This window comes from Massilimicrobiota sp. An80, from assembly GCF_002159255.1.
Lineage (GTDB): Bacteria > Bacillota_I > Bacilli_A > Erysipelotrichales > Coprobacillaceae > Allocoprobacillus > Allocoprobacillus merdigallinarum.
On sequence record NZ_NFHI01000053.1, the window covers coordinates 1 to 14,506 of the forward strand.

The 14,506-nt window shown below is 31.3% G+C and carries 20 protein-coding genes; 8 read left to right on the forward strand and 12 right to left on the reverse strand.

The features are described from left to right. The first annotated feature begins 508 nt into the window (after positions 1 to 508). The 3 genes from B5G32_RS11725 to B5G32_RS14335 are packed head-to-tail and all read left to right on the forward strand — an operon-like array spanning position 509 to position 1,863. On the forward strand, positions 509 to 703 hold the full coding sequence (locus B5G32_RS11725) for a helix-turn-helix domain-containing protein (protein ID WP_087936747.1): 195 nt from the start codon (positions 509 to 511) through the stop codon (positions 701 to 703). 12 nt (positions 704 to 715) lie between these two features. Further along, positions 716 to 1,747, forward strand: a complete 1,032-nt coding sequence (locus tag B5G32_RS14330) for a tyrosine-type recombinase/integrase (protein ID WP_087936748.1) — start codon at positions 716 to 718, stop codon at positions 1,745 to 1,747. Further along, the gene (locus tag B5G32_RS14335; RefSeq protein ID WP_087936749.1) at positions 1,642 to 1,863 is read left to right on the forward strand and encodes a tyrosine-type recombinase/integrase; all 222 of its coding nucleotides are present in this window, start codon (positions 1,642 to 1,644) and stop codon (positions 1,861 to 1,863) included. The genes B5G32_RS14330 and B5G32_RS14335 overlap by 106 nt, the downstream gene beginning before the upstream one ends. Before the next feature lie 331 nt (positions 1,864 to 2,194). Here B5G32_RS14335 and B5G32_RS11740 read toward each other — a convergent pair whose 3' ends face one another. The 3 genes from B5G32_RS11740 to B5G32_RS11750 form a co-directional block, all read right to left on the reverse strand. After that, positions 2,195 to 3,085 carry a DUF3737 family protein gene (locus B5G32_RS11740; RefSeq protein ID WP_087936750.1) on the reverse strand — a complete coding sequence of 297 codons (891 nt, stop codon included), beginning with the start codon at positions 3,083 to 3,085 and terminating at the stop codon, positions 2,195 to 2,197. A 24-nt stretch (positions 3,086 to 3,109) separates the two neighbouring features. After that, on the reverse strand, positions 3,110 to 3,346 hold the full coding sequence (locus B5G32_RS11745) for a hypothetical protein (RefSeq protein WP_087243214.1): 237 nt from the start codon (positions 3,344 to 3,346) through the stop codon (positions 3,110 to 3,112). Positions 3,347 to 3,433: 87 nt separating this feature from the next. Next, the gene (locus B5G32_RS11750; protein WP_239386246.1) at positions 3,434 to 3,994 is read right to left on the reverse strand and encodes a 3'-5' exonuclease; all 561 of its coding nucleotides are present in this window, start codon (positions 3,992 to 3,994) and stop codon (positions 3,434 to 3,436) included. Between the two features lie 126 nt (positions 3,995 to 4,120). Between B5G32_RS11750 and B5G32_RS11755 the strand changes: the two genes are divergently transcribed. Together B5G32_RS11755 and B5G32_RS11760 are read left to right on the forward strand one after the other, a co-directional pair. Next, positions 4,121 to 4,474: a CidA/LrgA family protein gene (locus B5G32_RS11755; protein WP_087243215.1), complete on the forward strand. Its 354-nt coding sequence runs from the start codon at positions 4,121 to 4,123 to the stop codon at positions 4,472 to 4,474. Then, positions 4,467 to 5,162, forward strand: a complete 696-nt coding sequence (locus tag B5G32_RS11760) for an LrgB family protein (protein ID WP_087936751.1) — start codon at positions 4,467 to 4,469, stop codon at positions 5,160 to 5,162. Before B5G32_RS11755 ends, B5G32_RS11760 begins: the two co-directional genes overlap by 8 nt. Positions 5,163 to 5,720: 558 nt before the next feature. Here B5G32_RS11760 and B5G32_RS11765 read toward each other — a convergent pair. The 9 genes from B5G32_RS11765 to B5G32_RS13845 all read right to left on the reverse strand — a co-directional run bounded on the left by B5G32_RS11765 (position 5,721) and on the right by B5G32_RS13845 (position 12,819). After that, the gene (locus B5G32_RS11765) at positions 5,721 to 6,680 is read right to left on the reverse strand and encodes a ribose-phosphate diphosphokinase (protein WP_087304468.1); all 960 of its coding nucleotides are present in this window, start codon (positions 6,678 to 6,680) and stop codon (positions 5,721 to 5,723) included. Between the two features lie 18 nt (positions 6,681 to 6,698). After that, positions 6,699 to 8,099, reverse strand: a complete 1,401-nt coding sequence (gene glmU, locus B5G32_RS11770; protein WP_087297029.1) for a bifunctional UDP-N-acetylglucosamine diphosphorylase/glucosamine-1-phosphate N-acetyltransferase GlmU — start codon at positions 8,097 to 8,099, stop codon at positions 6,699 to 6,701. 125 nt (positions 8,100 to 8,224) lie between these two features. Then, positions 8,225 to 9,085, reverse strand: a complete 861-nt coding sequence (gene ispE, locus B5G32_RS11775) for a 4-(cytidine 5'-diphospho)-2-C-methyl-D-erythritol kinase (RefSeq protein ID WP_087936758.1) — start codon at positions 9,083 to 9,085, stop codon at positions 8,225 to 8,227. Between the two features lie 5 nt (positions 9,086 to 9,090). Continuing rightward, positions 9,091 to 9,837, reverse strand: coding sequence for a sporulation peptidase YabG (locus tag B5G32_RS11780; protein WP_087297028.1), 747 nt, complete (start codon positions 9,835 to 9,837; stop codon positions 9,091 to 9,093). 26 nt (positions 9,838 to 9,863) lie between these two features. After that, entirely contained in the window at positions 9,864 to 10,679 is an 816-nt protein-coding gene (gene rsmA, locus B5G32_RS11785) for a 16S rRNA (adenine(1518)-N(6)/adenine(1519)-N(6))-dimethyltransferase RsmA (protein ID WP_087936752.1), read from the reverse strand. A 131-nt stretch (positions 10,680 to 10,810) separates the two neighbouring features. Next, positions 10,811 to 11,365, reverse strand: coding sequence for a DUF2812 domain-containing protein (locus B5G32_RS11790; protein ID WP_087936753.1), 555 nt, complete (start codon positions 11,363 to 11,365; stop codon positions 10,811 to 10,813). A 25-nt stretch (positions 11,366 to 11,390) separates the two neighbouring features. Beyond that, positions 11,391 to 12,032, reverse strand: coding sequence for a LytR/AlgR family response regulator transcription factor (locus B5G32_RS11795; protein ID WP_087936754.1), 642 nt, complete (start codon positions 12,030 to 12,032; stop codon positions 11,391 to 11,393). Next, on the reverse strand, positions 12,029 to 12,616 hold the full coding sequence (locus tag B5G32_RS11800) for a hypothetical protein (protein ID WP_087936755.1): 588 nt from the start codon (positions 12,614 to 12,616) through the stop codon (positions 12,029 to 12,031). Before B5G32_RS11800 ends, B5G32_RS11795 begins: the two co-directional genes overlap by 4 nt. Positions 12,617 to 12,642: 26 nt before the next feature. Then, positions 12,643 to 12,819, reverse strand: a complete 177-nt coding sequence (locus B5G32_RS13845) for a hypothetical protein (protein WP_158094020.1) — start codon at positions 12,817 to 12,819, stop codon at positions 12,643 to 12,645. A 256-nt stretch (positions 12,820 to 13,075) separates the two neighbouring features. On the opposite strand from B5G32_RS13845, the gene B5G32_RS11805 reads away from it, so the two are divergent. The 3 genes from B5G32_RS11805 to B5G32_RS11815 form a co-directional block, all read left to right on the forward strand. Then, positions 13,076 to 13,585, forward strand: a complete 510-nt coding sequence (locus tag B5G32_RS11805; RefSeq protein ID WP_087936756.1) for a transcription repressor NadR — start codon at positions 13,076 to 13,078, stop codon at positions 13,583 to 13,585. A gap of 168 nt (positions 13,586 to 13,753) precedes the next feature. Continuing rightward, complete coding sequence (locus B5G32_RS11810; RefSeq protein WP_087244157.1) at positions 13,754 to 13,954, forward strand: hypothetical protein; 201 nt, start codon at positions 13,754 to 13,756, stop codon at positions 13,952 to 13,954. Further along, on the forward strand, positions 13,954 to 14,506 hold a 553-nt coding region (locus tag B5G32_RS11815), incomplete at its 3' end, for a hypothetical protein (RefSeq protein ID WP_143746642.1). The genes B5G32_RS11810 and B5G32_RS11815, both read left to right, overlap by 1 nt.

Sequence of the window (14,506 nt, forward strand, 5' to 3'; positions counted from 1 at the left end):
GTGGAGCCTCAAAGTTTGCGTACTTGGAAAGAAGTCATCCACGACAATGGATATAATACCATATATTCTTTCATTTGAAAACTAAAAGCTGTTGACTTTTTTACTTTGTCAACAGCCTGCAATACTCCCTTATGGGAGTATTTTTGTTTATGTATAATTTCATTGAATAAGTGAAAGGCTTATGTAAAAGAACATTGACAATTCAATAAAGGCAATATCAGGCAGTCCACAGTTTTGCATTAATGCAAACAAAAATAATGATACTCATAATCAGCTCTAGCTCGATCGTGATCAGACCGTCACAGGCATGAGGATTATACAGGATAAAACAATAGACACCTGTTTGTCTTTTGACAAGTGTGCTGCTTTGGTGGTTATGCAGCAGCTGATATTGATTACTATGTTGAGCATTTGGATAACGATGATATCTAAAAGTATCGAATTTTGTACATTTCTCATTTTCTGCTTTTTTTAATATGATAAAGGTTAAATAAGGAGGAATGAATTTATGGAAACAACTGAAAATCAAAAAGTATTGCTCACACTGAAAGAAGCAGCCGAATATTTTGGAATTGGTATCAACACGTTAAGAAGATTAACAAACAAGCATACGAGTCTTTGTATCTTCAACGGCAACAAAAGAATGATCAAACGAAAGAATATGGAGAAGTGGCTATTGAATCATAACGTGCTTGACTGCTAAGAGGAAAAGAAAATGGGAAAGGATTTAAGAAATAAAGAACTCGGTTTAGGTATTATACAGAGAAAAGACGGACTTTATATGGCTAGGTTTACCAGCAAATCAGGTAAACGCATTGCACTGACAGATCCTGATCTGAAATGTTTGCGAATGAGATTTGAAAAGGCGAAAGTGGAAGATTATGAAAGCCAGGGTGTGGCTGCACGTAACTACACTATCAAAGAATGGTATGATTTCTGGATAAAGCATATCAAAAGGCCTCAGGGTGTTACTCAGCAGTATCTGGACCATCTGGAGACAGCTTTTAACAAATACATTTTCAAGAAAGACAGGGGAAATATTTCCATCAGAGAAATTCGTATGATTGATGTTCAGCTGATCGTTAATGAAGCCAGTAATGATTCGATTACTGCAGCCATTAATATACTGTCTGTCTTAAAGCAAATGTTTAATGTAGCCTATGAAAACGATCTTATTAATAAAAATCCTGCCAAAAGCATTCATATATCAAAACCAAGAAGAAGGGCAACAGAAGCCATGTCAAGGAAGGATGAAGAAGTTCTGATCAGTCATATCGCTTCTCAACGCCTTAAGGATATGGTGCTGCTGATGCTGAATACAGGTCTAAGATTAAGTGAATTACTTGGTCTTTCTTTTGATGAGGTTGATCTTGAAAAAAGATATATTTGTATACGACATCAGCTTTCCTATCGACGCAATGAAGAGGGGGAATACACCTTTGCAGAAACAAAGAACAAAAAAAGCAGGATTATCCCACTCAATAAAACAGCATATGAAATACTGGATAGAAACATCAAAAAAAGAAAGCCTGAACTAGGGAAGATATATAGAGGAAAATCATCGATCAGTGATGATCTTATCTTTGTATCATCACTTGGTGATGCATACAATCGTACTGGTTTTAGCAGCTCATTAGGATACTGTATAGAAAAGGCAAAAAAAGCGGGTATGAATTTGACTGTCCAAGACTTTCAGCGCATATTTTCAGACATACGTTTGCAACACGTTGTCTGGAGGCGGGAATGACACCAAATACCGTCAGTTCTCTTTTAGAACATGGGACCATTCGTATGACACTGTCCTATGTTCACAACAGTACAGAAAAATTCAGAGAGGAAACAGCGTTGTTGGATAAAATCTAAATTGTATAATTGGGATGAATATTAATTGATGTTATAATCATGCTGAAAAAAGCAAGGTTTTATAGCACGGATAAACAGAATAAATGAGTCAAGCGAGTGGTACCGGATGGTACAAATGATGAAGATAGGAAAAAAACGCTTATTTTAACAGTGTTTTTTGATCAAATACAACAATCTTGTCAATATTGTTGTGAAATAAAAATATTGATTTATAAACATGGAATGAAGAGAGAAGTGAATTTCTAAAAGTTAAGGTATCTTCATTGCAGAGATTCACTTTTTTAATGTTCAATTATTGATAACAAAAAAACGCTAACTTTTCAGTTAACGTTTAACAACAGCATTGACAAATAGACTGATTGTTTATAGGGGCTTGTCTGATGATCACTTGACCATTTGTTTCCATAACAGCATCTTCATTGATGATTTCACCAACACTGTCAACCGTAATTGTTCCTGATTTGACATTTTTAATAGAATCAACATGTCCTTTGATTGTTGCCTGTACATCAGAATATTCAAATGCTAAATCGCAATCAATCATTTCACAATCAATGAGTTTCAAATTTTCACAATAGCAAAGTGGTTGTGTTCCAATGATCTGACAGTTAATGAATGTGACATTTTTTGAAAACCACCCTAAATATTCACCTTTGACAACAGAATCTTTAACAATGACGTTACTGCTATGCCAGAAGGCATCTTTTGTATCTAAAAAAGAATTTGTAATTTCCAAGTCATGCATATATTGGAAAGAATATTTTCCTGTAAATTTCAAATGATCAATTTTAACATGCTGACTATGAAGTAACATATATTCAGAATGAATTTCACTATCTTTAATAGAAATATCCTGGCAGAACCAGCCAAACTCTGGTGATTGAATCTGACAATTTGAAACAATTGTATCACTACATTCTCTTAAAATTTTTATACCTTGAATATCACAAGAATCAATCAAACCATGATGAGAATACCAGATAGGAGCTCTTGTTAATTCATCTAAAGAGCTGTGAATTAATTCATAACCCTGTACATGCCATAAGGGATAACGAAGCGAAAAAGTACAATGATCAACTCTGACTTGTCTTGTTTCTTTCAAGACAGATTCTCCATCTTGAGGACCAGCAAAAGTACAGTTTCTCACTTCAGTATTTTGTATGTTGTATAAAGCTCTTTCTTCATCAAAAGTTTGATTTTCAATAATCTGTTTGATTTGCATGATATTGACCTCCTTTAAGAAAGCTTATGCTTTATTTTGAATATTTTTTAAAGTGTAAATCAGATAATCAAGATGATCAATTTTCTTTTGTTTTTGATGCACTTCATCTAGAATTTCATATCTTTTCTTTTTTAAAAAAAGGAAAAGAAATTCAAAACGATGATTTTCAAAGTCATCAACAAATTCTTGAACTTGTTTGGATGAACATCCCATATCTTCTAAACTTTTTTGAATATCTTCTTTGGTAAGCATTTGAATCATATGAAAGCCTCCTTGACTATATTCTATATATAGACATTATAAAAATCAAATACTTATAATGGATAGTCAGCTATGCTTTTGAGGTATTTATATGGATATATGTTGTCTAATTATTTCTTTTTTAAGGTGTTCATAAAGTTCATATGTAGATATGCAATCTGCTAAAGAACGGTGTTCATTTGTGGAAAGCCCTAAAAATTCTACCATGTCTGTTAAACGATGATGGGGCATTTGAGGATAAACCTTTCTACAAAATTGAACCGTATCCATATATTCATTAGATAAATTGATCTGAAAATGATTCGCAATAAAATTAAGATCGAAAGCTGTATTATGTCCAATAATTGGATCGTGTCCAAGAAACTGCAAAATGTCATCTTGAACAGAAGAAAGAACAGGCATATCCTCTACCATTTGATTATCAATGCCAGTGAGTTGAGTGATAAAAGAACTAATATTCTGTTGGGGATTGATTAACTGACTATAACGTTCAACGATTTCCTTGTTTCTGACCTTTAATATTCCAATTTCAATAATTTTATCTTTTTGCCAAGATAAACCTGTTGTTTCGATATCTATAACACAATAATCATCAATGATTTTTTTAACATAATGACCTCTTTTATAATATTGTTTTTGATAAGCCATTGTGATCACCTCAACTCTATATTTAAATCTATTCAATATAAAAATGCAAATTAATTTATAAAAAAAAGTATAATCATCAGTCAAATCATGTTATAATGTTGCACGGTATCACAACAGGAGGTCATTATGAAATATATACATCAGTTTCTTATTATTATGTTGATTTCATTTGTAGGAGAATTATTGAGTTTTTTACCATTACCCATTCCAGCAAGTGTTTATGGATTGTTGATCATGTTAGTTGGTCTTTATACAAAAATGATTCCATTATCAGCAATAGAAGATGTTGCAGATTGGCTGATTTTGATTATGCCTGTTTTATTTGTTCCATCTGCTGTTGGTTTAATGAATGTCAAAGAAGAATTATTTGAAAACATAGCTGTGATTATGATTGTTCTTGTTATAAGTACAGTCATTGTGATGGTAGTGACAGGGAAAGTTGCACAATATATGATAGAAAGGAAAAATATCAATGAATAATTTATTGATTGAAACATCTTGTTTTGGCATTGTATTAAGTTTATTAACATATTGGTTGGCTGTTCAAATAAGAAAGCGATGGTCTTATTCTCTTTTGAATCCATTATTAATCAGTGCTTTTTTGACTATCTTTGTTTTATATGTTTTAGATATTGATTTTCAGACATATAATCAGGGAGCACAAATGATTACATATTTATTGACTCCATCAACTGTTTGTTTAGCGATTCCTTTATATAAACAAACACAAGTCCTGGTTAAACATTTTGGAGCTATTATAGCAAGCTTATTATGTGGTTGTCTGTCTGGTTTGATGAGTGTTATGGTTCTTTGTATTTTGTTGAAGACAAGTGAAACAGTTTTATATTCTTTGATGCCAAAATCTATTACGACAGCGATTGCTATTGGAGTATCAGAATTGCTTGGTGGTCATTCGACAATGACAGTAGGTGTTGTCATTTTAACAGGAATTTTTGGATCAATGATTGCTAAAACGATTTTTAAAGTTTTCCATATCAATCATCCTGTTGCACGTGGATTGGCATTAGGAAATAGTGCTCATGCTATTGGAACAGCGAAAGCAATTGAGTGGGGTGAAATTGAGGCAGCAATGAGTAGTTTATCCATTGTGATTTCAGGTATATTCACTGTGTTTTTAGCGCCTATTATGATTCGTTTATGGATATAAAAAAGTTCTATGTTTAAGCATAGAACTATTGATTGGTATATTAAATATTTGCGGGGCAGACCCTAGCCTTTAAATTTTTAAAGGGGTCTGTCTTTTCTTGCTTTAAATTTAAATTGGGGTTGCTTTTTATAAAATGAGAATCTCCTGTTATAATTTGTTTGCAAACAATATTACGAAAAAGAAGACTATCTAGCAGACCTATTGAGAAAAAAATAACTATATCAAGAAGATCAACCAGTAATGCAAATGGAATGCAAAACTTTGCAAGAGCTAGAAATAAGTTCATCTATTCGCAAAATTCATATAAAAACATACTGCAACCGAGCATGAAAAAAAGATGAAAAGAGTTGGTAAACCAAGAGGAAAATGTAATAAAAAAAGATGACAGATAGTCACCAATCAAATATTGTTCGTCCTGCTTTAAAATGAAAGTGGGGTCAAAATACCCCACTATTAATTTAAAGCTTTTTAGATTAGACCCCTCAATTATTTAAAGGGCCTAAAACATTTATACATCGTTTCATTATAGCTTTTGCGTATATATTTTATAACCATTTATTATTCACCTTTAAAATCAAAATGTTGGAATACATCACTGACAGGTAAATCATTTTCAATACTTTCAATTGTATATGCTAATAATTCAGCTACACTGATTTGTACTAATTTATCAAAACGTTTTTCTTCTGGAATAGCAATTGTATCTGTAATAATAACTTCTTTTGCGACACAATCTTTTAATCTATCTACTGCCGGTCCTGATAATACACCATGAGTACAAGCAATATAAACATCTTTAGCACCTTTTTCTTTTAAGACTTGTGCTCCAGCTACAATTGTACCAGCTGTGTCAATCATATCATCAATTAAGACACAGTTTTTACCTGCAACATCCCCAATAATACCCATAACTTCCGCAACGTTTGGTTTAGGACGTCTTTTATCAATGATAGCAATTGGACAATCCAATGCTTCTGACATTTTTCTAGCACGCGTTGCTCCTCCATGATCTGGTGATACAACACATAAATCTTCAATATTTTTATTTTTAATATATCTACAAATAAGAGGTAAAGCTTCCATTTCATCAACTGGAATATCAAAGAATCCCTGAATTTGACGTGCATGTAAGTCTACTGTCACAACTCTATCAACCCCAGCTACTGTTAATAAGTCAGCAACTAAACGTGATGTAATTGGTTGTCTTGGTTTTGCCTTACGATCTTGTCTAGCATAACCAAAATATGGTATAACTGCTGTAATTTCTTTTGCTGATGCACGTTTTAAAGCATCAGTCAAAACTAAAATTTCCATTAAGTTTTCAGTCACTGGATTTGATGTTGATTGTACAATAAAGACATCTTTTCCACGTACTGATTCTTCAATTTCAACTAAGATTTCACCATCTGCAAAATGATGAACTTTACTTTTCCCAACTTCTGTCCCTAAAATATCAGCCATTGAATGAGCTAATTCCTGATTAGATGATAAAGCAAATATTGTTATGTTATTTTTCATTTTTACCCCATATTCTCCTTATTTTTTATTTTTATTTCGTCTTTCGTATTCTTTTTCACGTATTTCTTTTAATATCTTACTATAACCTTGTTTATTTTCTTGTCTAGCTCTCGCAATTGCCATCGCATCTTCATCAACTTCTTTAGTAATTGTTGATCCTGCTGCAATATATGCGTTCTTTCTCACTGTGACAGGAGCTACTAAATTGGTATTACATCCAATAAAGACATTATCTTCAATCTTTGTGAGTGATTTATTTTTACCATCATAGTTAGATGTAATTGTTCCACAACCAAAGTTAACATCTTGACCAACCTGGGCATCTCCTACATAAGTTAAATGTGAAGCCTTGCTTCCTGCACCAAAGTCAGCTTTTTTCATTTCTACAAAGTTACCTAAATGTGCATTCTCATGAATATGACAATTTGTTCTCAATCTTGCATATGGTCCAATATCTACACCACTTTCAATAATTGAATCACTTAAAACAGAGAATTTAATTTCAACATTATCTTTAATTTCCATATTTGTAAATTCACAATATGGTCCAATATGACAATGACTTCCAATCACTGTTTTCCCTTTAATAATACATCCTGGTTCAATAATTGTATCGTGTCCAATCACAACATCTCTACCAATATACGTATTAGATGGATCAACAATCGTCACTCCATTTAAAAGATGTTCACGATTAATACGATCTCTTAAAAACTGTGTTGACTGAGCTAATGCTACGCGATCATTAATACCACCAACTTCATCAAAATCATCAATCTTATAAGCATCTACTTTTAAACCTTGATGATTCATGATTCCAATAACATCAGTCAAATAATACTCATTTTGCGCATTATCATTTGTCACTTGACTTAATGCTTCAAATAATGCTTTATTGTCAAAACAATATTCTCCAGTATTCATTTCAGTAATATCTTTTTGACTTTCTAATAAATCTTTAAATTCCACAATTCCTGTGACTTGACCATTTTCTTTAATAATTCTTCCATAATGCGTACTTGGATCACAATCAGCACTCATAATTGTTGCCTGATTATGACATTCTTGATGATACGCAATAAATTCTTTTAATGTTTCTTTACGAATCAATGGTGCATCACCACATAAAACAAGAGTCATTCCATCTCGATTAGCTAAAATATCTTTAGCCTGCAATACAGCATGACCTGTACCAAGTTGTTCTGTTTGATCAACAAAAGTGACATCATCCACAATTGCTTTCACTTGATCAGCTTCGTGACCAACAATCACAATTGTTTCATCTACACCTAAAGCCTTTAATTCATCTACAACATGATTAATCATTGGCTTATATAATACTTCATGTACTACTTTTGGTTTATCAGACTTCATTCTTGTGCCTTTACCAGCAGCCAATACAATAGCATATACTTTCATTTTTTTCTCTCCTTATCGCCACTATTCTAACAAAAAAATATATAAAAAAAAAGAGGAAACAGGGAAATACTTTCGTTCATACCCATATTTTTCCATACTTTTTTACAAAAACAAAAGTTAGTTATTTATAACTTCAGTGAATCCTTATTTAAAATCTCTGTTTTTCTGACAAAAGCATATCTATTCAAAAAGAACTGATACCCTTTTTCTAACAACTTCTGATCTTGAGTTAAACCAAATACACAAGAACCACTTCCAGACATTAAAGCGCCATCAAACCCTAATTCTTTCATTTCTTCTTTAATTTTTAATATATCAGGGACTATCTTTAAAGATGGTTCTTCTAGAGTGTTTCCTAAACATTTGACAACCCCCTGATAGTCATTATTTTCAATAGCTTCTTTCATATCCATGATTGGAGGATGCTCAGCATTTTTTAAGTCTAACATACCAAATGATTTTTTTGTGGATACTCCTTTTTTAGGTTTAACCAACAGTACATAACAATGAAAATCCTTTGAAATAAATTCAAGCTTTTCTCCAATTCCTTTCACTAAAGCTGTTTTTTCATAAATACAAAATGGTATATCTGCTCCTACTTCTTTACCAATATCAGCCAATGTTTCCAATGATAGATTTAATTGAAAGATTTGGTTCATCACTTTTAAAACAGCTGCACCATCCGCACTTCCTCCAGCGAGTCCTGCTTGTGTAGGAATATGTTTATAAATATGAATCTTGACTCCATAAGGAATTTGATAACGTTCTATGAGTAACTGTGCAACTTTATACATGATATTTCTTTGATCTGTTGGCATACGATTGGTATTTGCAGTGATTTGAATACCATGATCAATCTTTTCAATATAAATTAAATCATGTAATGTAATAGGTGCCATGATCATCTCTAAATCATGATACCCATCTTCTCTTTTTCTGACAACATCTAATGCTAAATTGACCTTTGCATAAGCTCTTATTTTCATTTCTCTCATCCTCTCGTTGGATATATTTTTCTGGCGACACCTCTTGTATCAATACCACCCATACCACTTTGTTTATGCGATGTATGATTGATAATATCTTCAATATCACAATAATTCCTCACACTCTCATTAGCTACTAGACTGGCAATATAAACAGGATCTAAAGCATGAATATTCATACGTTTAGGACTGGAAGCAAAGTTAGCTCCACTCGCCAGTAACATTTCATAATACGATTGACATGCCCCAGCAATAATAATCAAAGCATCTTTATCTCCCTGATACTGTCGTGCTTTTTTCACTGCTGCCATATAATCTAATGAATGTTGATAATTCTGTCCTATACTTTTATCGGCATTCTTTCTTAATGCATCATGTCCAGTAATGACTAAAATCTGAGGCTTGTGTTTCTCTAATAATTCTATCACTCGATCAGGCATCTCACTTTCTTTCATATAATAACAATCAGCCCTAATCTTTAATTCCTCATATTTCTTTTGACACATCTTCAAATATTTTTCATCACCATCAAGATGTAAAACTTTTCCTCTGATCACTGGATGTCTTTCCATCACAAAACCATCTTCTAACTGTGGCTGAACTTCACTCAACTCTAAATCATCCAACTCACTATCTGCAATCAACCTCAGTTCTACACCTCTTAAATAATAAATATTATCTTTAATATCAAAAATCTCAAATAATATATCGCGATTATATTTTTTCCTGACAACATAATCTCCAATTTTCATAAACCTCACCCATATATCATATGAATTTATAAATAATGTGTGAGTTTTATATAATCTTCAACACTTAATTGTTCTGGTCTTGTTTTTAAATCAATATCACATTCATTTAATATTTTTTCTGTATTTTCTAAAAACAATCCTTTTAAATTATTATAGATTGTTTTTCTTTTTTGTGTAAAAGCCTGTTTTAAAATCTGTGTTAAAAGTGGGTTGTATGTCTTTTCCATCATAATAGATAAAATTGCACTATCGACTCTTGGAGCAGGTGAAAATACATTTTTAGAAATTGTCATATCTAAAGAAGCTTGACCAATACTTTCTATCATAAAAGTCAATGGACTATGATAAGAAGCATCTGTTAATTTCAGTGCCACTTCTTTTTGAACCATAACATGTATACTATCAACATCAGCCTGAGACGTGATAATATGTTCTAAAATATCTGATGTAATATAGTATGGTAGATTTGCTACAATACAAACTTTTGAATAATGTTGCTTATAATGATGAACAATCTGTTTTAAATCAACTGTTAAAAAATCTTGAAAAATAATCTCTACATTTAAACATTCATTTAATGATTCTTCTAGAACAGCTTTTAATCTTGTATCAATTTCATAGCTCACAACATGACCCGCCTGATAAGACAATTGTTCTGTTAAAGCTCCTATTCCAGGACCAATTTCAATAACACAAGTTTGTTGATCAATAGGCGTACAAGCCACAATTTTTTGAATAACATTTAAATCTATTAAGAAATTTTGTCCAAACTTCTTTGTGGCTTTCATATTGTATTTTTCTAATAAATACATTGTATTCGCTTTTTTTGCTATATCCTTCATTCTCTCACCTAAAACTTATTATAATCTAATTTCATCCAAAAGAAAAGCAACCTGTTTCAGGCAATAAAAAAAGTATCAATCTTAACCCAAAGTTTTGAATGATACTTTTTGAAACTGACCTCAACTCCACATTATTTGAGAATTGATTTTTTGATTAAAATATATTTAATAGATGCATATAGGATTGTCGCTAATGCTACAATCAAAAAGAAATAATGAGATACAAATCCTAGAAAAGTATTTGTATAATTTGAAAGGGGAAAGATTGAAAAAAAGATAACAAATAAACAAGCTAAAATACAACCATGTTGAAATTGTAATTGTGCATCTCTTATCAAATCTTCTCTTGTGACTTTGATCTGTGATATTAATGAAGCTTGATCTGTATAAAAAATAAATTCACCGTTATTTCTAAAACTGACAGGCACATTTGTAAATAATGTCCATCCCTGATCTTTCATATCTTGAATATATGTCTTTTCTAAAGAATCATCTTCGAATCTTTGATATTCAACAAGATATCCAATCTGTTTTTTATCTGATTTTTTAAAAGTAAACACCAGAAAATGTAATGGTGGAAATAATATAAATGGAACGATTGATTTTAAACAATAGCCTTTTATCGCTTTTTTATTGATATATCTTTGAATGGCAGTCATGCCCATATCACTCTTTACACTTAGCATAATAACGCCTCCCCGTCTTTATGATTTATAATAATTGAATATGACTTTTATAAGCTCTACCAATTTGTAATGTTTCAGCATTCTTTAATAAAACATGATCAGAAAAAATATTTTGGATCCATTGTTTATTGACAATAAATGATTTATGAATTTGGATAAACTGTGATGATTGAATTGTATCTAGAAAAGCTTTTAAGTTTTTTCTTTCTACCATTGTGCCATTAATAGAATGAATAATAATAGAATGTCTTAATGATTCTACATAATAGATATGCGATAAACGAATCTGAGATACAATACCATTTCTCTGGTATTGATAGTATTGAAATTTATCTTGAATATCATGAAGCATAGTCACTTCATACTTTTTGAAGTCTTCTGTTAATGACTCTTTTGAAAAATAAAGATTCACTTTTAATCTCATACATTCACTAATCAAATCATAGTCTTTAGGACCAATCACATAGTACAATGCATAATCAAAATGTGGTTGTTCTTCAATCAGTTTTAAATCTTCTCTTTGGTGGATTTCAAAAATGTAAATATCCTGATGCGTATTTTTTGAATAAGAAACAATTTGATATTCTAACTGTTCTTTTTGAAAGAACTTTTCAAATAATTGTTGAATCACTTGATTATTTTTTGAAGAAATGCTAACTCTAATCATTTTGACTGCTCCTTATCTATTCTTTCTAAGTAATAAGAAAGATGTTCATGAGAATGTAATGCATCAAGAATATGATAACCATCTTTAAAATGAATACCTTGTTCCTTCATGAAATCAACAGCCTGATTAAAATCTTTTCTGCCTGATAATGTTAAAGCTATAAAACTATATATAGAGCCATCATACATATGCACATGAAACCAGACATCATAACCAATGGCTCCATAAGGTAAACGTGGAACTTTCGCATATGTGATGGCAATATAATCAATCTGACTGAGTTCTATTGTCATTTGATATTCTATACGATGTGTATGCAAAAGATGTTTAAAGAAAGACGAAATCTTCATCAGCATATTATCATGATAAGTGTATTGTAAAACATTTTGATCAACTTTCCACATCAACTCACAATAACTGATACCTGGAAAAACAATCAATATTCCTACCAAAATAATCAGTATACCTACAATTTGCATTCCTTCCCATGCATCAGCAATAAATATACTGACTCCAAAAGCACAAATAAACAAAACATATGTGAAAGATGTTTTGATTTTAGGTCTACCTACAATATATTTCATTAATGATTCCTCCTTTTTATATAACTTTAAAATCTCATTCTAAATAATTCATTATGAGCATTGAAAACTTCAAATTCATCATCTTTACAGTTCAAATGCTCCACAACAAATGCTTTGATTTGTTCTTTAGATAAAGAGGACCAACCTCTCACTGATTTTTGACCATAATGAGTCCATCTTCCCATTTGATTGAATACTTTCAAAGAAATATTATCTGCATTTTTAAAAACAATAAAATAATCATATTTCTTGTTTTCATCTCATTACATTTGAAAAGTGTCAAAAAAAGGTTTTAATTAGGATAGAAATGTTTTTTCATATTACCTCTCTCCTTTCACTTTTCATTTTATGCCTTTTTATACCATTGTAAATAGATATGACACCAACGACATCTTATAGACTTATTCTACTTTATTTTATGGTTGAAATCATTTATAATTTGTTGTGAGGTAAAACATTATGGATAGAAAAGAAAAAATTATTGAAGAAATCAAAAAAAGCGATAAGCCTATATCAGCATCTACACTGGCAAAAAAACTTGGCGTTTCCAGACAAATCATTGTCGGTGATGTGGCATTAATACGTGCCAGTGGAACCAATATTATTGCGACACCAAGAGGTTATATATTAGATTCTAAACAACAAAATCAAACTTATACCATTGCGGTCAATCACTCTCAAGAACAAATGGCTGATGAATTATATACGATTGTGGATTCGGGTGGATGTGCTATTGATGTTATTGTGGATCATCCTGTCTATGGACAACTCACTGGTAAATTACATTTATCATCTCGTTATGATGTTGATCAATTTATAAAAAAAGTCAATAACAATCAGGCTAAACCTTTAAGTCAGTTAACTGATGGTTTGCATTTACACACGATTCAATGTCCAAATGAAGACACATATCAACGTATTGTCAGTGCATTAGATGAAAAAGGATATTTATTTAAGAAGGAGATTTAATTCTCAATGTCGTCAATTTAACGACAGATTTAAATTAGAAATCTGACATATTCAGATTTCTTTTTTTGTTTATTAAGATTCATAAGTAATTATAGAAGTGATATATCATATTTAGTGAAATCTCAATGATTTAATGGTATAATTGTAGTATAGAAAAGGAGTGGTTTTATGTTTGTGAAGGTTGTTCAAAATAATAGAGGCAAAAAAGGCACTTATTTCTGCTCTCTTGTTGAGTCTTATCGTGATGGTGATAAAATCAAACACCGCACTATTCGTAGTTTTGGTCTTCTTACTGAAGAACAGGTTCCCTATCTTAAAGCCATGTATGCTAAAAAGAAACCTAGACTTGTGTATGATGATGAAGAATAATGTCTATCTATTCTACATTTGAATATTTTGATGCTCTTTTGTCTCATCCTGATATTTTTGAGATTGCTAGAAAAGATCCCAGATATTTTACAAGAGATTCAAAATTGGGACTTACAGGACTGCTCAAGTTTCTCATATCTAGACAAGGTTACACAGTTGCCAATGAAATCAATCATTACTATTCATCTTTTGGGTTGGAAAAGTCAGTTTCCAAGCAGGCTATATTTCAGGCACAGAAAAAGCTGGATTATAAAGTGTTTCCATATATAAATTCAAAGTTATGTAAGCACTATTATCAGAATAATGATTATGAAACATTGAAAGGATATACAGTTGTAGCTATAGATGGATCGGTTGGAGAAGCACCTTACACTGAAGAAAATGCTAGAGTTTTTGGAGTTAATGATCCCAATAGAAGCAATTTATTTAAAGCTTCTCCAAGAATATCTGGATTTTTAGATGTATGCAATGGTATATATATTGATGTATTGATTAAATCTTATAAGGATTCTGAAATACCCATGGCATATGAACAAATGAATAATATTCATG

Excerpts from the sequence above, each read along its gene's own strand:
- B5G32_RS11745 (WP_087243214.1), bottom strand. The coding sequence starts at position 3,346 with ATGATTCAAATGCTTACCAAAGAAGATATTCAAAAAAGTTTAGAAGAT.
- B5G32_RS14330 (WP_087936748.1), top strand. The coding sequence starts at position 716 with ATGGGAAAGGATTTAAGAAATAAAGAACTCGGTTTAGGTATTATACAG.
- ispE (WP_087936758.1), bottom strand. The coding sequence starts at position 9,085 with ATGAAAATAAGAGCTTATGCAAAGGTCAATTTAGCATTAGATGTTGTC.
- B5G32_RS11790 (WP_087936753.1), bottom strand. The coding sequence starts at position 11,365 with ATGCTAAGTGTAAAGAGTGATATGGGCATGACTGCCATTCAAAGATAT.
- B5G32_RS11795 (WP_087936754.1), bottom strand. The coding sequence starts at position 12,032 with ATGATTAGAGTTAGCATTTCTTCAAAAAATAATCAAGTGATTCAACAA.
- B5G32_RS11810 (WP_087244157.1), top strand. The coding sequence starts at position 13,754 with ATGTTTGTGAAGGTTGTTCAAAATAATAGAGGCAAAAAAGGCACTTAT.
- B5G32_RS11800 (WP_087936755.1), bottom strand. The coding sequence starts at position 12,616 with ATGAAATATATTGTAGGTAGACCTAAAATCAAAACATCTTTCACATAT.
- B5G32_RS11805 (WP_087936756.1), top strand. The coding sequence starts at position 13,076 with ATGGATAGAAAAGAAAAAATTATTGAAGAAATCAAAAAAAGCGATAAG.
- rsmA (WP_087936752.1), bottom strand. The coding sequence starts at position 10,679 with ATGAAGGATATAGCAAAAAAAGCGAATACAATGTATTTATTAGAAAAA.
- B5G32_RS11740 (WP_087936750.1), bottom strand. The coding sequence starts at position 3,085 with ATGCAAATCAAACAGATTATTGAAAATCAAACTTTTGATGAAGAAAGA.
- B5G32_RS11760 (WP_087936751.1), top strand. The coding sequence starts at position 4,467 with ATGAATAATTTATTGATTGAAACATCTTGTTTTGGCATTGTATTAAGT.
- B5G32_RS11755 (WP_087243215.1), top strand. The coding sequence starts at position 4,121 with ATGAAATATATACATCAGTTTCTTATTATTATGTTGATTTCATTTGTA.
- B5G32_RS11750 (WP_239386246.1), bottom strand. The coding sequence starts at position 3,994 with ATGGCTTATCAAAAACAATATTATAAAAGAGGTCATTATGTTAAAAAA.
- B5G32_RS11725 (WP_087936747.1), top strand. The coding sequence starts at position 509 with ATGGAAACAACTGAAAATCAAAAAGTATTGCTCACACTGAAAGAAGCA.
- B5G32_RS11765 (WP_087304468.1), bottom strand. The coding sequence starts at position 6,680 with ATGAAAAATAACATAACAATATTTGCTTTATCATCTAATCAGGAATTA.
- B5G32_RS11780 (WP_087297028.1), bottom strand. The coding sequence starts at position 9,837 with ATGAAAATTGGAGATTATGTTGTCAGGAAAAAATATAATCGCGATATA.
- glmU (WP_087297029.1), bottom strand. The coding sequence starts at position 8,099 with ATGAAAGTATATGCTATTGTATTGGCTGCTGGTAAAGGCACAAGAATG.